Origin of the sequence: [Mycoplasma] phocae, from assembly GCF_003332325.1 — a bacterium.
Classification (GTDB): Bacteria; Bacillota_I; Bacilli_A; order Mycoplasmatales; family Metamycoplasmataceae; genus Metamycoplasma; species Metamycoplasma phocae.
The window spans coordinates 176,596-193,590 of sequence record NZ_CP029295.1; the positions used below are offsets into that span (position 1 = coordinate 176,596).

Genomic DNA, 16,995 nt, shown 5'->3' on the forward strand with positions numbered 1-16,995 from the left:
TTTTTAAAAACATTTAAATTTTAAATCTCGAAAGGAAAAATATGAAAGGAATCTTAGGAAGAAAAGTTGGAATGACACAACTATTTACCGCTGATGGAAAATTAATTCCAGCAACAGTTATAGAAGTTAAACCAAATGTTGTTACTAAAGTTCTTACCTCAGAAAAAAATGGATATGTTGCAACTCAACTATCTGTTGAAGATAAGAAAAAATCACAAATTAAAAATCCTGAAATTAACTATTTCAAACAATCAAATACAACACCTAAGCGCTTCGTGAAAGAAATCCGTAATATGACCGGATATAACTTGGGTGACACTTTAGATACTTCTATTTTTGAAGCTGGTGACATTGTTGATGTTACTGCTATATCAAAAGGAAAAGGTTTCGCAGGTGCTATTAAAAGATGAAACCAACACATCGGACCTAAATCACATGGTGGTGGTGGTGGATCTCAACCTATAAGACAAACCGGTTCTATTGGAGATATCTCTGGAAATAGAGTTTGAAAAGGTATGACAATGCCTGGACATTTAGGAGCTGAACAAGTTACCGTTCAAAACCTAGAAGTTATAAAAGAAGACGCCGAAAACAACCTTTTAATTATTAAAGGTAGTGTACCAGGTGCTAAGGGTGCATTTCTAGTTATTAAAAATGCTAAGAAATCAGTTCAAAAAAGAAGCCCAATTTCATTGGTTAACTTAAAAGAAGCTTTAGCAAAAAATGAAATTTTCGAACATGCTAAGAAATACAATTTGGAATTAAATATGGAAATGTCATTGAAAGAAATGAAATTAGCTTTAGATGAAGCAATTGCTAAAGTTGAAAAATCAGAACCAGAAGGAGAAAAATAATGGCAAAAAAATCATTATTAGAAAAATACTATATCTCTGAAAAGTTTGATAAACAAAGAAATATTTCATTTAATTTCAAAAAAGCAAATAAGAAAATTTCAGGAAATTTCCCTAACTTTTTTGAAGCTGTTGAAGAATTCATTAGAGTTAGTGAAAAAACCAAAAATGACACTAGAGTATGATTCCACCGTGATGGTGCATACCGTGGATCAGTTAATATAGAAAAAGCTAAAATTATTGTTTCTAAAGTTACTCAATCTAAAGTTGAAAATACTAAAGCAATTGAATTTATCGAAAAAGAAAATCTTGTTGATAAAGCGTTGCCTAAAAAGGTTTCTATTGTTACTAAAAAAACTAATAGTAAAAGAAAATTCAATTTTAGTACAGCAAATTTACCAAAATCAGTATTCGGATTAGAAAAAATTTATAACCAAGCAATATTCGACGCTATTTTATCAGAAAGAGGAGCAAAAAGACTAGCAACTCATAAAGTTAAGAATCGTGGAGAAGTTAGCGGTACTGGTAAAAAACCTTGAGATCAAAAACACACTGGTAGAGCTCGTAGTGGTTCTCTAAGATCACCTATTTTTGTTGGTGGTGGTAGAGCATTCGGACCAACAGTTGAAAGAAATTATGATCTAAAAATTAATAAAAAAGCTAGAAGAAATGCGTTATTTTCAGCACTATCATTGTTAGCTAAAGATAAAGCCGTTCTTGTTAAAGATTTACAATTAGACAAAATTTCTACTAGATCATTATTAATTGAATTGGCAAAAGATGATTTAGCTAATTTAAATAATATATTAATTGTATCTTCAAATGAAACAGTATTTATGTCAGCAAGAAATTTACCAAATGTTAAGGTTTCTAAAGTTTCAAGTTTATCAATTGAATCATTATTAGCTGCTGATGTACTTGTAATTGGATTAGAAGAAATTAAATTCTTAGAAGGGATGGCAAAATAATGAACGTAAATGAAGTTATTAAGTATCCAGTTTTAACAGAAAAATCTGAAATTTCTCGTTCAGGTCAAAATGTTTATACTTTTGTTGTTGACAAACGTACAAACAAAATTGAAGTTAAAAAAGCAGTTGAATTTATTTTTGATGTTAAGGTTTTAAAAGTTAATATTATTAACTATGATAAAAAACCAGCAAAATTAGGAAGATTTGCCGGTTTTAAAAATGCGGTTAAAAAAGCAATCGTTTATTTAGATGAAAAATCAAAAATAATTTTATTTGCTGATGAGGCTAAGGAAGATAAAAAATCAAGTGATCCTAAACCAGATAAAAAAGTTGAAAAAAGCTTATCTGCAGCAGAATTAAAAGCAGCAGAAAAAATTAAGAAAGCTGAATCTTCGAAAAAAATGTCAAAATCAGAAGCTGCAGTAGAAAATGAAGAATCACAATCTAAACCAAAATCTGAAGCAAAAAAAGCTGATAAATAATACATTAAAATGATAACTGCATATTAATATAGTTATCTCATTGCAAAAAAGCAAAATAAGAAAAGTAATTAATTTTGATTGATTATAAAATTAATTTAAATGAAAATTATAGTTCTTAAAAGAAAAAAAATATTTTTAAGAAAGAGAGAAAAATATGGCTATTAAGAAATTTAAAGCTTATACAAATGGACGCCGTAATATGTCTTCTCTTGATTATCAAGCAAATTTAACAGGTCATGCACCAGAAAAATCATTGCTTGTTACTCTTCCATCTCGTTCAGGAAGAAATAATCAAGGAAAAATTACTACTCGTCATCATGGTGGTAGATTAAAAAGATTTTATCGTATCATAGATTTCAAAAGAAATAAAGACGGAATCTTAGGTAAGGTAAAAACTATTGAATATGATCCAAATAGATCAGCAAATATTTCATTAGTTGTTTACGCCGATGGTGAAAAAAGATATATCATAAGCCCTAAAGGAATAAAAGTTGGACAAACCGTTATTTCTGGAGAAGCAGTTGATATCCAAATCGGAAACCACATGGCATTAAAAGATATGCCTGAAGGTACACTAGTTCACAATATTGAATTACAACCAAAACAAGGTGGAATTGTTGCCAGATCAGCTGGAAGTTCAGCTCAAATTCTAGGTAAAGATGAAACTGGTAGATATGTAATTTTAAAATTAAAATCAGGTGAAGTTAGAAAATTCCTAGGAATCTGTCGTGCAACAATTGGTGAAGTTGGAAACGAAGAACATTCACTTGTAAATATAGGTAAAGCAGGAAGAAACAGATTAAGAGGTATTAGACCGACTGTTAGAGGTTCTGCTATGAACCCAAATGATCACCCACATGGTGGTGGTGAAGGACATCAACCTATTGGTAGAAAAAGTCCTATGACACCATGAGGTAAAAAGGCACTTGGAGTTAAAACAAGAGCAACCAAAAAAGCATCAAATCAATTTATTATTAGAAGAAGAAAGGAAAGTAAATAATGGCACGTTCATTAAAAAAAGAACCATTTGTGGATGACCACTTAATGAAAAAAGTTGTTGCTATTTTAGACAATAAGGCACCAAAACGTCCAATTAAAACATGATCAAGACGTTCAACAATCTATCCTGATTTCATTGGATTAACATTCCAAGTTCACAATGGTCATGCTTTCATTGATGTGTTTGTAACAAATGATATGGTAGGACATAAATTAGGTGAATTCGCACCTACAAGAACATTTAATGGCCATGGCGCAGATAAAGGAAAGAAATAATATGAATAATGATATTTTTAATAAAACTGTTCATGCGTCAGTTAAAATGCAAAGAATTAGCCCAAGAAAAGCTAGATTAGTTGCAGATTTAATTCGTTATAAATCAGTTAATAATGCCCTTACTATTCTTAAAAACACAAATAAAAAAGCAACTGAAATTATTATAAAACTTTTAAATTCTGCAATTGCTAACGCAACTAATAATGCAGGGCTTGATGCTACTAAATTGTATGTCTCAAAAATTCTTGTTAATGATGGACCTACATTAAAAAGATTCCAACCTCACTCAAGAGGTAGAGCATACCCTATTTTAAAGAGAACTAGTCATTTTTATATTGAAGTAACTGAATTTTCAAATGAAATGAATGAATTAATGAATAAAGGAGATAAATAATGGGTCAAAAAGTCAATCCAAATGGATTTCGTTACGGAATTACAAAAAATCTTAATTCAACATGATATTCTGATAAAAAAGACTTTGCTACCTTTTTATTAGAAGATCAAAAAATCTATAATTTCTTTGATAAAAAAGTTCGTGAATATTTAATTGGACAAGTTCAAATTAGAAGAGATCAACAAGGTCATACAATCGTTTTGGTTTATACTGCTAAACCAGCCGCTTTTTTAGGAACAAATGGTGAAAATGTTAAAAATTTAACACAACAACTAAAGAAAGTTCTAAAAAACAAAAAAGCTAATATAACAATTAATGTTTTAGAAGTTAAAAATGCTGATTTAAACGCTAGACTTTTAGCAGAAGGTATTGCTATTAAATTAGAAAACCGTGGAAGCTTTAGACTTGCACAAAAATTTGCAATTAGAAGTGCTATGAAAGCTGGAGCAAAAGGTATTAAAACATCTGTTTCTGGTCGTCTAAACGGTGTTGATATGGCAAGAACTGAAGGTTATAGTGAAGGTGAAATGAAATTACATACTTTAAGACAAGATGTACAATATGCTATGACAACAGCTAAAACAACATATGGAATTTTAGGTGTTAAAGTTTGATTATCATTAGGTGAAATTCTTAACAAAGATCATAATGATTTAATGGAACTAGAAGCTCATAAACCACAAAGAAAACAAAGAAAAGGCGGTGACAAACATGCTTCAACCAAAAAGAACTAAACATAGAAAAATGTTTCGTATCCGTCATGATAAAGTAAAAGCACATAGAAATAACACTGTTTCATTTGGTGAATTTGGATTAAAATCAACAAGTTCAGCATGAATAAGCGCAAGACAAATTGAAGCAGCTCGTATCGCTATTACTCGTCGTATGGGCCGTGAAGGAAAAGTTATTATTAAAATTTTTCCAAGCATGTCAAAAACTTCAAAACCAATTGGAGTTCGTATGGGTTCTGGTAAAGGATCACCTGATCAATGATTTGCAGTTGTTAAAGAAGGAACAGTAATGTTTGAGGTTTTAGGTAATACTACTGAAACATTAAAAGATGCTCTAAGACTAGGCGGTCATAAATTACCTGTAACTTGAAAAATCGTATCAAAAGAAATAACCCAAGAACCAAAGGGGGCAATGTAGTATGTCTTACTCAGAATTAAAAGAAAAATCTATAAAAGAACTTGAAGAACTTTTATCTAATTTAAAAGCAGAACTATTCTCTTTGCGTTTTAAAAATTCAACTCGTCAACTAGACCAAGTACACAAAATATCACTTGTAAAAAAAGATATTGCTAGAACATTAACTGCACTAAATGCCAAAAAAATGGAAGGAAACAAATAATGGAATCACAAATGAGAGAAAATCACCGTAAAACTTTAATTGGAACTGTTGTTTCAACCAAAAATAACAAAACAATTACTGTTGTTGTTGAAACTTATGAAAAGCACCCATTATATTTGAAGCGTTTTAAAAAATCTAAAAAGTTTGCTGTTCATGATGAAATGAATGTTGCTAAAATTGGCGATGTTGTAAAAATTCAAGAAACAAGACCACTTTCAAAAACAAAACACTTTAGATTAGTAGAAATTAGATCACATGCTTTAGGAGGAAACGACAATGCTTAGAGAGTTTTCAAGATGTAATGTCGCTGATAATTCAGGGGCAAAAGAAGTTATGATCATTAAAAATTTAGGTGGTTCAATAGTTAAATCAACTAATATTGGTGATGTTGTTGTTGTTACAATTAAAAAAGCAATTCCTAATGGTGTAGTTAAAGAAGGTCAAGTTGTTAAAGCTGTTATTGTTAGAACAAAAAGGGGATTGGCTAGAGATAATGGTTCTCACATCAGATTCGATGATAATGCTGTTGTTTTAATTAAAGAAGATGGTTCTTTAAGAGGAACACGGGTATTTGGACCTGTCGCAAGAGAACTACGTGACAAGGGTTATTTAAAAGTTATTTCATTAGCTCCGGAGGTTTTATAATATGGCTCAAGCTAAAATTAGAAAAAATGATATGGTTTTAATTATTTCAGGTAAAGATAAAGGTAAATTTGCATCTGTTATTGCAACAAATCTTAAAAATCAAACTGTAACATTGAAAAAAATTAATTTAAAAACCAAACACCACAAACCTTCACAAGAAAATACTGAAGGTAAAATTGAAAAGAAAGAATTTCCAATTCATATGTCAAATGTTGCTTATTTAGCCAAAAAAGGTGCTGAAGGACAACATTCGATAGGATCAAAAATTGGATGAAAAGTTGATGCTAAAACCGGTAAAAAACAAAGACTAATGAAGAAAGTTAATAAAACAATATAAAGGAGATAAGCATGGCAAAACAAGAAAAATTATTATTAGAAAATAAATATATCGAGTCAGTTCGTAGTGAACTTGTAAAAGAATTTGGCTATACAAGCGTTATGCAAGCTCCCAAATTAAAAAAGATTGTTATTAACATGACTGCCGGTAATGAAGTATCAAATTCAAAAGCTATAGAAGAAGTTATGGTGGAACTAGCACAAATTACTGGTCAAAAACCATTTCAAACAAAAGCTAAAAAATCTTTAGCATCATGAAAATTACGTGAAGGTATGCCAATGGGCGGAAAAGTAACTTTAAGACGTGAAAAAATGTGAGCATTTTTAACAAAATTAATTAATGTTGCTTTACCTCGTGTTCGTGATTTTAATGGAACATCACTAAAAAGTTTCGATGGTCGTGGAAGTTATGCCATCGGTATAAAAGAAGAAATTATTTTCCCAGAAATTTCGTATGATAAAATTCGTAAATTAAAAGGAATGGATGTCATCATTGTAACCTCTGCTAAGTCAAATGAAGAAACTTATGCATTATTGAAACATTTAGGAATGCCTTTCGCAAAAGGCAATTTATAAGGAGTAATATATGGCTAGAAAATCATTAATGGTTAAAGCAGAACGTGAACCAAAATTTGCTGTAAGAAAATACACACGTTGCCAACTATGCGGAAGAGTTCATGCAGTGTTGCGTAAATATAAAATTTGTAGAATTTGTTTTAGAAAATTAGCACATGAAGGAAAAATTCCTGGTGTAAAGAAAGCGAGCTGATAATTATGGCAATTATTATTGACCCAATAGCGGATATGTTTGTTAGAATGAAAAATGCTATTTCACGTAAATATACAGAAGTACTTTTACCTCATTCAATGAAAAAAGAAAAAATCCTAGAAATAATTAAAAGAGAAGGATACATTACCAATTTCGAAGTTATCGTAAATGAAAAAACATCATTTAAAGAAATTAAAATTACTTTGAAATACAAAGGAATGAATCAAAATCAATCAGCTATTTCAGGATTAAAAAAGGTATCAAAACCTGGTTTAAAAGTATATTCACCAAGTGAAAAATTACCTCGTGTACTAAGTGGTTATGGTACAGCAATAATTTCAACATCAAAAGGTTTATTAACAGATAAGGAAGCAAGAAAAGCCAATTTAGGTGGCGAAGTGATTGCTTTTGTGTGATAGGAAAAATATGTCAAGAATTGGTAAAAGAATTTTAGAAATTCCTAAAAATGTTGAAGTTAAATTAGAAAATAATCATATTAGTATCAAAGGTAATTTAGGTGAATTAGAATATACATTTTCACCATTAATACAAGTATCTATTGAAAATAATCAAATCAAAACTCTAAGAACAAATGAAGACAAAACTACAAAACAATTACATGGAACAACAAACGCAGTTATTAGCAATATGTTAGTAGGTGTTTCAGAAGGTTACAAAAAAGAAATCGAAATTAAAGGGGTTGGTTATAAAGCAACTCTTAAGGGAAATGAAATTGAAGTTATTGCTGGTTATTCGCACCCTGTAGTGCTTTCAGTTCCTTCAAATTTAAAAATTGAAGTTGTTAAGCCCACAAATATTGTTATTTCTGGAATTGATAAACAAGCAGTTGGTGAATTTGCTGCTAATATTAGAGATATTAGAAGACCAAGTCCATATTCTGGAAAAGGAATTATGTACAAAGGTGAAGTTATTAGAAGAAAAGAAGGGAAAACTGCTGCTAAATAGTAGTTATAGGAAATTATTATGTTATCAAGAAATTTAAAGCGTAAAGCAAAACATTTAAAAATAACTAACAAGTTAGCAAAGGGTACAGAAACAAGACCACGTGTAGTAGTTTTTAAATCATTACACCATTTTTATGCCCAAGCAGTTAACGACTTATCTCACACAACATTAGCTTCATCATCAACTAGAGAATTAACAAATAAAGGAAATAATATTGAAACTGTTAAACTTGTTGCTAAACAATTTGCTGCCAAATTAAAAGCGGTAAATATAGAAACAATAGTTTTTGACCGTTCTGGTTATATTTACCACGGTAAATTAGCTGCTTTTTGTGATATATTAAGAGAAGAAGGGATTAAATTCTAATGACAGAAGAAACAAAAAAAACAGTAGAACAAGGCGCAACAACAACCAAAGTTATAGCTCCTGCTAATAAAGGAACAAAATCACCTTTATCATCAGAAAAGCGTGTAAATCGTGGTGAAAGAAAACCAAAACAATTTTCTGAACGTAAAGCTCAAATTCAACAACCAAAATTATATGAAGAAAAAGTTATTGATATTGCTAGAGTAACAACAGTAGTTAAGGGTGGACGTAGATTTTCATTCTCAGCTTATGTAGTAGTTGGTGATAAAAAAGGTAAAGTTGGATTTGGACACGGAAAAGCAAATGAAGTTCAAGATGCGATTAAAAAAGCTGTTAAAGATGCACAAAAACACATTTTTGTTGTTCCAATTGTAGAAGGAACTATTCCACATGAAATTTCAGAAAAATTCTTAGCTTCAAAAATTCAATTACGTCCTGCTCCTAAAGGTGCTGGAATTATTGCATCAAACACTGTACGTGCAGTAGTTGAATTAGCTGGTTATACCGATATTTCAACAAAAACTTATGGTTCAAGAACCAAACAAAACATTGTTCAAGCTGCTATTAAAGCCCTTAAAAAAGTTAGAACAGTTGAAGATATTGCAAAATTACGTGATATCGATGTTAAATATTTACTATCTAAATAAATTTAAGGAGAAATTATGCAATTAAATAATTTGAAACCTACTCCAGGATCACGTCCTAAAAAACATCGTGTTGGTCGTGGGCATGCAGCTGGAAAAGGTAAACAAGCTGGACGTGGCCAAAGTGGTCAAACCAAAAGAAGTACAGTAAGAATGGGATTTGAAGGTGGACAATTACCACTATTTAGAAGAATTCCAAAACGTGGTTTTAATAATGTAAATCATGTTGAATATCAAATTGTAAACTTAAGAGATCTTGAAAGAGTTTACAATGACAATGAAATTGTTTCATATGAAACCTTATTTGAGAAAAAATTAATAAAAGGTTCATTACCAGTTAAAATATTAGGTAATGGAAAATTAACTAAAAAGTTAGTTGTTCAAATATTTTCTCTTTCAAAATCTGCTCGTGAAGCAGTAGAAAATGCTGGGGGCAAAATCGAGGTTAAATAATGGCAAGAAAAAAACAGTTAGAAAAGCTAGTTGATGATGAAAAAATCGAACGTAAATTAGCGATCGATAAATTTTTCACCGAAAAAAAGAACACGTGATCAGAATGATGAAAAAATCATGATTTATTCAAAAAAATTCTATTCACTTTATCTATAATTACGCTTTTTCTAGCAATAGGAACCATTACGATTCCCGGTGTAAATATTTCCAATGCAGATCGTCTTAACCAAGGCGATTTCTTCGGAATTTTAAATCTTGTAGGTGGCGGTGGATTAAGAAGATTTTCAATCGTCGCATTAGGAATAGGACCATTTATTTCATCAAGTTTAGTCTTAATGATATTACAAACAAAGGCCTTTCCTGCGATTCATCGGTTAAGCCAATCAGGACCACAAGGGCGAATTAAAATTAATTTTATTACTTATGGAATAACATTTGTGTTTGCTATTTTCCAAGCGATTTTTATTACAAGAGCGCTTAATAATACACAAGGACAGGGGTTCGGAATTACTTTTGAGCCTAGACTAGTAGCTCTTTTAGGGCCGAATGGAATGATTGCTTATCAATATTTCATTCTACCAATGATATTAGTGGCTGGAGCTTTCTTTTCACTATTTCTAAGTGAACAAATTACTAATAAAGGAGTAGGAAACGGAACAAGTATCATGATTTTTATTGGAATTGCCAATAATTTAATTCCGACATTTAGACATGCTTTTGAATTTTATGTTCCTTCAACTAAACAAAATAATTTAGTCTTAAAAGAAATAATAAATTATTGTGTTTACTTACTTTCATATTTATTAATAATATTTATTATTGTTATATTTACAATAGCCGAAAGAAGAATTCCAATTCAACAAGTTGGAGCTGGACTTTCTAAAAACGAAAAAGAATTAAGTTTCTTACCAATTAAATCAAATCCGGCGGGAATAATGAGTGTTATTTTCTCTATGATGATTCTTAGTGTTCCGATGTTGATAGCCAACTTATTTAATCCAAACACAAGTCGTTACTACCAATGAGTAAATAACAATTTACAATTGACACAACCTTTAGGATTTTTCTTGTTTGTTTTACTAACATTTGGATTAACTATTTTAATGGGAATTCAACAATCAAGAATTGATAAAATTAGTGAAGATTTTGCTAAAAGTAGTTCATTTATTCCTGGAGTTAGACCAGGTGAACAAACCGAAACATATTTATTGAATATTGTTCTAAGATTATCATTTTTCTCAACAGGATATTTGATTGTTTTAGGAGCTCTACAATTTATTCAACAAATGTTTGGAATGCCAGCGGCAATTGCGTTTGGTGGGACAAGCATAATGATTTTGGTTTCAACAGCTTATGAAACTGTTCAACAAATAAAAGCAAGATACAAGTCACAAGAATTAGCAAGAAAAAGACGTCAAATTAGAGAACTAAAAGAAGTTTATGGCGAAGAAGAGGAAGACTTGATATGATAAATAATAAACCAAATTTAATTTTCTTAGGCGCTCCCGGTGCGGGAAAAGGTTCAATTGCTAATTTACTTGTTAAAAAACTCCAATATTTTCAACTTTCAACTGGTGATATGTTTCGCCAAGAAATAAAAAATAATACACCATTAGGTAATAAAGTAAAAGAAATTTTGGACTCTGGTAAATATGTTGATGACAGCATTACTAATGAAATTGTTAAATCAAGACTTATTGATTTAGCTAAAAATAAAGTCCCATTTATTCTTGATGGTTATCCTCGAACATTTGATCAAGCTGCTTTTCTTGATTCTTTAGAGAAAGAAAATGTTAAAATAGATAAAGTTATTTTGCTTAAAATAACCAAAGATCAAATTATTGAGCGATTATCTAAACGAAGAATATGTCCAAATTGCAAAACAATTTATCATATGGATTTATTCGCACCTTTAGAAAATGACCTTTGCGTTAAATGTCACACAAAAGTTATAAAACGCCCTGATGATGAACCAGAAGTAATTGAAAAACGTTTGATGATTTATGAAAGTCAAACCGAATGTTTAATTCAATACTACAAAGAAAAAAACATGCTAATTGAAATTGATAGTTATCAAGAAATTGAAAAAGTATATTCAGATGTTGAGAAAGCTTTAAAATGATAATAATTAAAAATCAATTTGAAATTGAAAAAATCAAAAAAGCATGTTCAATCTTGGCAGAAGTCAAACAAATTTTATTTGACTTTATAAGTCCAGGCGTTTCTTTAAAAGAAATTGATAGCGTCGCTTTTAAAGAAATAAGAAAAAGAGGAGGAAAACCAGCGTTTTTAGGACAATATGGTTTTCCTGGAACTTGTTGCATATCAGTTAATGAAGAATTAATTCATGGTATCCCTAGTAACTATATTGTTAAAGATGGTGATATTATAAAAATTGATACTGGTGTTATTTGAGAAGGATATTATTCTGATTCAGCCTTTACAAAAGGCGTGGGTCATGTTAGTGAAGAGGATAAAAAACTAATTCAAGTAGCAAAAGACGCTTTCTATGCAGGTTTTAATGCCATCAAAGTTGGTGGAAGAATTGGTGATATTTCTAATGCAATTGGAAACACTATTCGAAAAAATGGATATTTTACCCCTGAAGAATATACAGGACACGGTATTGGTCGTCATTTACACGAAGATCCATTTATATATAATGATGGAATAGCAAATACCGGTGAAATTATTCGCAATGGTATGGTTATATGCATTGAACCTATGATATTACAGAAATCAAAGAATGTATTAGTTAAAAAAGATGGGTGAACTGTTTATGATCCGCTAGGATTTAATACAGCTCATTATGAACAAACTATTTTAATAGATAACAACCAAGCATACATTCTATCGGGAGAAAATACTTAATGGCAAAAGATGCACTAAAAATGTCGGGCAAAATTATCAAAATGCATTCAACTCAAAATTACGATGTTTTATTAGAAAATGGCATAACAATAAAGGCAACTATTTCCGGAAAAATGTCATTCCATAATATTCGCATGATTCCTGGGGATCATGTTGATGTTGAGTTAAGTCCATATGAAATGACAAAAGGAAGAATTGTCTTTAGACATAAATAAGGAGAAATTATGAAAGTTAGAGCTTCAATCAAGCGCATTTGTAAAGATTGCAAAATAATTAAAAGACACGGAGTTAATAGAGTTATTTGTATTAACCCAAAACATAAACAAAGACAAGGATAATAAAAATGGCTAGAGTTTTAAATATAGAAATTCCAAACAATAAAAAGGCTCGTATTTCATTAACATATATTTTTGGAATCGGTCGTCCATTGGCAGCAAAAATTTTACTTGATGCAAATGTTGATGGAGAAAAAAGAGTTAAAGAATTAACAGAAGAAGAATTAACTCGTATTCGTGATGAAGCGAAAAAATATGCTACTGAAGGTGATTTAAGACGTGAAATCAACCTAAATATCAAAAGATTAATGGAAATTAAATCATACCGTGGTTTAAGACATAGAAAAGGACTTCCAGTTAGAGGTCAATCTACTAAGAAAAATGCTAGAACTAGAAAAGGTCCAAGAAAAACAATAGCAGGAAAGAAAGGTAAATAACAATGGCTAAAAAGAATAAAAAAGTTATCACACAAGGTATCGCCCATATTCACTCAACTTACCAAAATACTATTGTTTCATTCTCAGATTTAAAAGGTAATGTTTTTGCATGATCTTCATCAGGAGCAATTGGTTATAAAGGAACTAAGAAAAAAACCCCATATGCTGCCGGCCTAGCCGCAGCGGCAGCCTTAGAAAAGGCTAAGGACTTTGGATTAAAAGAAGTTTCTATTTTAGTTAAAGGAATCGGTCCAGGAAAAAGTACCGCAAGAAAACAAATAGAAACAAGTGGACTTACAATTAAAGATGTTAAAGATGTAACTCCAACTCCACACAACGGAACTCGTCCTCCTAAAAAAATTCTTAAAAGAGCATAAGAATACTTAAGATTAAGAAGAATAGGAGAAAAAATGGAAAAGATCCAAAAAATAACATATAAAGAATTAATGGCTGAAAGAACTAATGATTTTAATACAACATATGTAATTGAACCATTAATGAGAGGTTACGGAAGTACAATCGGGACAGTAATAAGAAGAACATTATTATCTTCAATTACTTCTGTGGCTCCATTTGCGATAAAAATTAAAAATGTTGAACACGAATTTCAAACTATCCCAGGAATTAAAGAGGACGCAATTACTTTAGTTTCTAATATTAGAAAAATTCGTTTTGCTTATAATCCGGAAGTTTTTGATAAAGAAAATTTAGTGAAAATTTCTTTCAAATCAAAAAAAGATGGTGAAGTTAATGCATCAGATATTGAAGATGTAGTTCCAGGTCTAGAAATTGTTAATAGAGACCAACATATTGCAACTTTATCAGATGATAGTTCATTGGAATTTGATTTATTTCTAAGAACTGGCCGTGGATTTATTGATTTTGAAGAAAATAAATCTATAATCATGGAATATGGCCCAAAATTAGTAAGTAAAATTTCTCGTGGACAAATTTTAGCAATGGATAGTGATTTTAGTCCAGTTAAAAAATGTGGAATTTCATTTGAAGATCTTAATAGTTCATCAAAAACAATTGAAGAAAGACTAAAAATTCACATTGAAACTGATGGTACAATTTTAGCAAAAGATGCTATGGAACAAGCAGCAAAAATTATTGTTGCACATTTCCAAATTATCGGTAATGTTGATACGTTAGAAACTATTAATTTATTTGATGATAACAAAGAGAAAAAAGAAAAAGCTCCAAAGGCTCAAATTTCAATTGAAAAATTAAATTTAACTATTAGATCACTTAACGCATTAAGAAGAGCAGGTTATCAAACAATTGATGAATTGGATAAACTTAGTGACGAAGAACTTTCAAACATTAAAAATTTAGGTAAAAAATCTGTTCAAGATATAACTAATAAAAGAAAAGAATGAAGAGAGAAAAAAATAATCATAGAATTAGAAGATGTTTCGGAAGATTCAATTGATGAAGAAGCCCAATCATTAGACCTTAATGAAGACTCAAAAGATATGGAAGGAGAGGAATAATGGCAAATCCAAAACAATTATTCCGTAGAAATACCGAATGATGAAACCATGTTGAAAGAACCTTGGTTACTGATTTATTAATCCACGGAAAACTTAAAACTACTTTAGAACGAGCAAAAAGAATTAGATCAAATGCAGAAAAAATGATTACATTAGCTAAGAAAAATACTTTAGCAACTAGAAGACAAGCAGCAAGTTTCTTAAGAATTATCTCATCAGATGTTAAAAACAAAGATTCATTACAATATTTATTTGATGTTCTAGGTCCAAAATATCAAACAAGAAATGGTGGATATACAAGAATAATAAAAGTTGCTAATCGTCAAGGCGATAATGCTAAAATGGCTATTATTCAGTTAGTATAATAAAAGGAGAATAAAATGGCAATAGTACCAAAACGTAAAACTTCGAAACAAAGAAAACATCTAAGAAGAAGTCATCACGCGCTAAATGTAGTAACTCTTACTGAATGTAATAATTGCAAGCAACAAATTATCCCTCATCAAGCTTGTAAATATTGTGGTTTTTATAAAGGAACCAAATTTATAAAAGTAGCTTTAAATGATAAAATCAAATAATTATATTTATATTATAATTTTATTAAAACACGGTCAAAAGCCGTATTTTTTATTTTTTTAATAATTTAATAAAATATTTTTTTAAAGTATGTATAATTAAAGAGCACTTTAGTTGAGTGTGACAAAAAGATAGTTCTTTGAAAACTGAATACGAATACCATAACGTCAATTTAAAAAATAATTTAAATAACAAAAAAACAAAAATAACAACCAAAATCAAATATTAAGAGTTTGATCCTGGCTCAGGATGAACGCTGGCTGTGTGCCTAATACATGCATGTCGAGCGAGGTTCTTATTAGAATCTAGCGGCGAATGGGTGAGTAACACGTACTTAATCTGCCCTTTAGATTGGAATACCCAATGGAAACATTGGCTAATGCCGGATACGCATAGAATCGCATGATTCTGTTGTGAAAGGAGCTCCAAAGCTCCACTAAAGGATGAGGGTGCGGAACATTAGTTAGTTGGTGAGGTAATGGCCCACCAAGACTATGATGTTTAGCCGGGTCGAGAGACTGAACGGCCACATTGGGACTGAGATACGGCCCAAACTCCTACGGGAGGCAGCAGTAGGGAATATTCCACAATGAGCGAAAGCTTGATGGAGCGACACAGCGTGCACGATGAAGGTCTTCGGATTGTAAAGTGCTGTTATAAGGGAAGAACACTCAGTAGAGGAAATGCTATTGAGCTGACGGTACCTTGTCAGAAAGCGATGGCTAACTATGTGCCAGCAGCCGCGGTAATACATAGGTCGCAAGCGTTATCCGGAATTATTGGGCGTAAAGCGTTCGTAGGCTGTTTGTTAAGTCTAGAGTCAAATTCCAGGGCTCAACCCTGGCTCGCTTTGGATACTGGCAAACTAGAGTTAGATAGAGGTAAGCGGAATTCCATGTGAAGCGGTGAAATGCGTAGATATATGGAAGAACACCAAAGGCGAAGGCAGCTTACTGGGTCTATACTGACGCTGAGGGACGAAAGCGTGGGGAGCAAACAGGATTAGATACCCTGGTAGTCCACGCTGTAAACGATGATCATTAGTCGGTGGAGGAATCACTGACGCAGCTAACGCATTAAATGATCCGCCTGAGTAGTATGCTCGCAAGAGTGAAACTTAAAGGAATTGACGGGGACCCGCACAAGCGGTGGAGCATGTGGTTTAATTTGAAGATACACGGAAAACCTTACCCACTTTTGACATCCTTCGCGAAGCTATAGAGATATAGTGGAGGCTAACGGAGTGACAGATGGTGCATGGTTGTCGTCAGCTCGTGTCGTGAGATGTTTGGTCAAGTCCTGCAACGAGCGCAACCCCTATCTTTAGTTACTAACAAGTAATGTTGAGGACTCTAGAGATACTGCCTGGGTAACTGGGAGGAAGGTGGGGATGACGTCAAATCATCATGCCTCTTACAAGTGGGGCCACACACGTGCTACAATGGTCGGTACAAAGAGAAGCAATATGGCGACATGGAGCAAATCTCAAAAAGCCGATCTCAGTTCGGATTGGAGTCTGCAATTCGACTCCATGAAGTCGGAATCGCTAGTAATCGCAGATCAGCTATGCTGCGGTGAATACGTTCTCGGGTCTTGTACACACCGCCCGTCACACCATGGGAGCTGGTAATACCCAAAGTCGGTTTGCTAACCTCGGAGGCAACTGCCTAAGGTAGGACTGGTGACTGGGGTGAAGTCGTAACAAGGTATCCCTACGAGAACGTGGGGATGGATCACCTCCTTTCTACGGAGTACACCTAGTTATGGAAAAAATATTCGTATTCAGTTTTGAGAGATCTATCTCTCTATATTTGTTCTTTGAAAACTGAATATCGACATT

Annotated in this window: 29 protein-coding genes and 1 rRNA gene; all 30 read left to right on the plus strand. The window is 31.8% G+C overall.

Translation table 4 applies throughout. The annotated features are described in order from the left end of the window. Nucleotides 1-41 precede the first annotated feature (41 nt). The 30 genes from rplC (at nucleotide 42) to DA803_RS00850 (ending at nucleotide 16,899) form a co-directional block, all read left to right on the plus strand. On the plus strand, nucleotides 42-854 hold the full coding sequence (gene rplC, locus DA803_RS05990; RefSeq protein WP_114190730.1) for a 50S ribosomal protein L3: 813 nt from the start codon (nucleotides 42-44) through the stop codon (nucleotides 852-854). Further along, nucleotides 854-1,819 (plus strand): 50S ribosomal protein L4, encoded by a 966-nt coding sequence (rplD, locus tag DA803_RS00710; protein WP_114190731.1) that lies wholly within the window; start codon nucleotides 854-856, stop codon nucleotides 1,817-1,819. The genes rplC and rplD overlap by 1 nt, the downstream gene beginning before the upstream one ends. Then, nucleotides 1,819-2,301: a 50S ribosomal protein L23 gene (rplW, locus tag DA803_RS00715; RefSeq protein ID WP_114190732.1), complete on the plus strand. Its 483-nt coding sequence runs from the start codon at nucleotides 1,819-1,821 to the stop codon at nucleotides 2,299-2,301. Before rplD ends, rplW begins: the two co-directional genes overlap by 1 nt. 154 nt (nucleotides 2,302-2,455) lie before the next feature. Then, a complete protein-coding gene (gene rplB / locus DA803_RS00720) occupies nucleotides 2,456-3,301 on the plus strand; it encodes a 50S ribosomal protein L2 (protein ID WP_114190733.1) in 846 nt (281 codons plus the stop codon). After that, nucleotides 3,301-3,576 carry a 30S ribosomal protein S19 gene (gene rpsS, locus DA803_RS00725; RefSeq protein ID WP_114190734.1) on the plus strand — a complete coding sequence of 92 codons (276 nt, stop codon included), beginning with the start codon at nucleotides 3,301-3,303 and terminating at the stop codon, nucleotides 3,574-3,576. The genes rplB and rpsS overlap by 1 nt, the downstream gene beginning before the upstream one ends. A 1-nt stretch (nucleotide 3,577) precedes the next feature. Continuing rightward, nucleotides 3,578-3,970: a 50S ribosomal protein L22 gene (gene rplV / locus DA803_RS00730; RefSeq protein ID WP_114190735.1), complete on the plus strand. Its 393-nt coding sequence runs from the start codon at nucleotides 3,578-3,580 to the stop codon at nucleotides 3,968-3,970. Beyond that, the gene (rpsC, locus tag DA803_RS00735; RefSeq protein ID WP_114190736.1) at nucleotides 3,970-4,704 is read left to right on the plus strand and encodes a 30S ribosomal protein S3; all 735 of its coding nucleotides are present in this window, start codon (nucleotides 3,970-3,972) and stop codon (nucleotides 4,702-4,704) included. Before rplV ends, rpsC begins: the two co-directional genes overlap by 1 nt. Then, nucleotides 4,682-5,119, plus strand: a complete 438-nt coding sequence (rplP, locus tag DA803_RS00740) for a 50S ribosomal protein L16 (protein WP_114190737.1) — start codon at nucleotides 4,682-4,684, stop codon at nucleotides 5,117-5,119. The genes rpsC and rplP overlap by 23 nt, the downstream gene beginning before the upstream one ends. A gap of 1 nt (nucleotide 5,120) precedes the next feature. Beyond that, a complete protein-coding gene (rpmC, locus tag DA803_RS00745; RefSeq protein WP_114190738.1) occupies nucleotides 5,121-5,321 on the plus strand; it encodes a 50S ribosomal protein L29 in 201 nt (66 codons plus the stop codon). Beyond that, nucleotides 5,321-5,605, plus strand: a complete 285-nt coding sequence (gene rpsQ, locus DA803_RS00750; RefSeq protein WP_114190739.1) for a 30S ribosomal protein S17 — start codon at nucleotides 5,321-5,323, stop codon at nucleotides 5,603-5,605. The genes rpmC and rpsQ overlap by 1 nt, the downstream gene beginning before the upstream one ends. Next, nucleotides 5,598-5,966, plus strand: a complete 369-nt coding sequence (gene rplN, locus DA803_RS00755; protein WP_114190740.1) for a 50S ribosomal protein L14 — start codon at nucleotides 5,598-5,600, stop codon at nucleotides 5,964-5,966. Before rpsQ ends, rplN begins: the two co-directional genes overlap by 8 nt. A gap of 1 nt (nucleotide 5,967) precedes the next feature. Next, complete coding sequence (gene rplX / locus DA803_RS00760; RefSeq protein WP_114190741.1) at nucleotides 5,968-6,303, plus strand: 50S ribosomal protein L24; 336 nt, start codon at nucleotides 5,968-5,970, stop codon at nucleotides 6,301-6,303. Nucleotides 6,304-6,314: 11 nt separating this feature from the next. Continuing rightward, complete coding sequence (gene rplE / locus DA803_RS00765; RefSeq protein ID WP_114190742.1) at nucleotides 6,315-6,878, plus strand: 50S ribosomal protein L5; 564 nt, start codon at nucleotides 6,315-6,317, stop codon at nucleotides 6,876-6,878. A 10-nt stretch (nucleotides 6,879-6,888) separates the two neighbouring features. Next, nucleotides 6,889-7,074, plus strand: a complete 186-nt coding sequence (locus DA803_RS00770; protein ID WP_114190743.1) for a type Z 30S ribosomal protein S14 — start codon at nucleotides 6,889-6,891, stop codon at nucleotides 7,072-7,074. 2 nt (nucleotides 7,075-7,076) lie between these two features. Further along, entirely contained in the window at nucleotides 7,077-7,490 is a 414-nt protein-coding gene (rpsH, locus tag DA803_RS00775) for a 30S ribosomal protein S8 (RefSeq protein ID WP_114190744.1), read from the plus strand. A 7-nt stretch (nucleotides 7,491-7,497) separates the two neighbouring features. Beyond that, a complete protein-coding gene (gene rplF / locus DA803_RS00780) occupies nucleotides 7,498-8,037 on the plus strand; it encodes a 50S ribosomal protein L6 (protein WP_114190745.1) in 540 nt (179 codons plus the stop codon). A gap of 18 nt (nucleotides 8,038-8,055) precedes the next feature. Further along, nucleotides 8,056-8,403 (plus strand): 50S ribosomal protein L18, encoded by a 348-nt coding sequence (gene rplR / locus DA803_RS00785; protein ID WP_114190746.1) that lies wholly within the window; start codon nucleotides 8,056-8,058, stop codon nucleotides 8,401-8,403. Continuing rightward, the gene (gene rpsE, locus DA803_RS00790; RefSeq protein ID WP_114190747.1) at nucleotides 8,403-9,050 is read left to right on the plus strand and encodes a 30S ribosomal protein S5; all 648 of its coding nucleotides are present in this window, start codon (nucleotides 8,403-8,405) and stop codon (nucleotides 9,048-9,050) included. The genes rplR and rpsE overlap by 1 nt, the downstream gene beginning before the upstream one ends. 15 nt (nucleotides 9,051-9,065) lie before the next feature. Continuing rightward, the gene (gene rplO, locus DA803_RS00795; protein ID WP_114190748.1) at nucleotides 9,066-9,500 is read left to right on the plus strand and encodes a 50S ribosomal protein L15; all 435 of its coding nucleotides are present in this window, start codon (nucleotides 9,066-9,068) and stop codon (nucleotides 9,498-9,500) included. Beyond that, nucleotides 9,500-10,972 carry a preprotein translocase subunit SecY gene (gene secY, locus DA803_RS00800; RefSeq protein ID WP_114190749.1) on the plus strand — a complete coding sequence of 491 codons (1,473 nt, stop codon included), beginning with the start codon at nucleotides 9,500-9,502 and terminating at the stop codon, nucleotides 10,970-10,972. Before rplO ends, secY begins: the two co-directional genes overlap by 1 nt. Beyond that, entirely contained in the window at nucleotides 10,966-11,625 is a 660-nt protein-coding gene (locus DA803_RS00805) for an adenylate kinase (RefSeq protein WP_114190750.1), read from the plus strand. Before secY ends, DA803_RS00805 begins: the two co-directional genes overlap by 7 nt. After that, nucleotides 11,619-12,371: a type I methionyl aminopeptidase gene (gene map / locus DA803_RS00810; protein WP_114190751.1), complete on the plus strand. Its 753-nt coding sequence runs from the start codon at nucleotides 11,619-11,621 to the stop codon at nucleotides 12,369-12,371. Before DA803_RS00805 ends, map begins: the two co-directional genes overlap by 7 nt. Further along, the gene (gene infA, locus DA803_RS00815; RefSeq protein WP_114190752.1) at nucleotides 12,371-12,586 is read left to right on the plus strand and encodes a translation initiation factor IF-1; all 216 of its coding nucleotides are present in this window, start codon (nucleotides 12,371-12,373) and stop codon (nucleotides 12,584-12,586) included. The genes map and infA overlap by 1 nt, the downstream gene beginning before the upstream one ends. Nucleotides 12,587-12,595: 9 nt before the next feature. After that, nucleotides 12,596-12,709 carry a 50S ribosomal protein L36 gene (gene rpmJ, locus DA803_RS00820; protein ID WP_002881082.1) on the plus strand — a complete coding sequence of 38 codons (114 nt, stop codon included), beginning with the start codon at nucleotides 12,596-12,598 and terminating at the stop codon, nucleotides 12,707-12,709. Nucleotides 12,710-12,714: 5 nt separating this feature from the next. After that, on the plus strand, nucleotides 12,715-13,083 hold the full coding sequence (rpsM, locus tag DA803_RS00825; protein ID WP_114190753.1) for a 30S ribosomal protein S13: 369 nt from the start codon (nucleotides 12,715-12,717) through the stop codon (nucleotides 13,081-13,083). 2 nt (nucleotides 13,084-13,085) lie between these two features. Continuing rightward, complete coding sequence (rpsK, locus tag DA803_RS00830) at nucleotides 13,086-13,460, plus strand: 30S ribosomal protein S11 (RefSeq protein ID WP_114190754.1); 375 nt, start codon at nucleotides 13,086-13,088, stop codon at nucleotides 13,458-13,460. Nucleotides 13,461-13,493: 33 nt separating this feature from the next. Beyond that, on the plus strand, nucleotides 13,494-14,579 hold the full coding sequence (locus tag DA803_RS00835) for a DNA-directed RNA polymerase subunit alpha (RefSeq protein WP_114190755.1): 1,086 nt from the start codon (nucleotides 13,494-13,496) through the stop codon (nucleotides 14,577-14,579). Continuing rightward, nucleotides 14,579-14,944 carry a 50S ribosomal protein L17 gene (gene rplQ / locus DA803_RS00840; RefSeq protein ID WP_114190756.1) on the plus strand — a complete coding sequence of 122 codons (366 nt, stop codon included), beginning with the start codon at nucleotides 14,579-14,581 and terminating at the stop codon, nucleotides 14,942-14,944. The genes DA803_RS00835 and rplQ overlap by 1 nt, the downstream gene beginning before the upstream one ends. A gap of 15 nt (nucleotides 14,945-14,959) precedes the next feature. Continuing rightward, nucleotides 14,960-15,157 (plus strand): 50S ribosomal protein L32, encoded by a 198-nt coding sequence (rpmF, locus tag DA803_RS00845; RefSeq protein WP_114190757.1) that lies wholly within the window; start codon nucleotides 14,960-14,962, stop codon nucleotides 15,155-15,157. Between the two features lie 219 nt (nucleotides 15,158-15,376). Next, a 16S ribosomal RNA gene (locus tag DA803_RS00850) occupies nucleotides 15,377-16,899 on the plus strand. Nucleotides 16,900-16,995 lie beyond the last annotated feature (96 nt).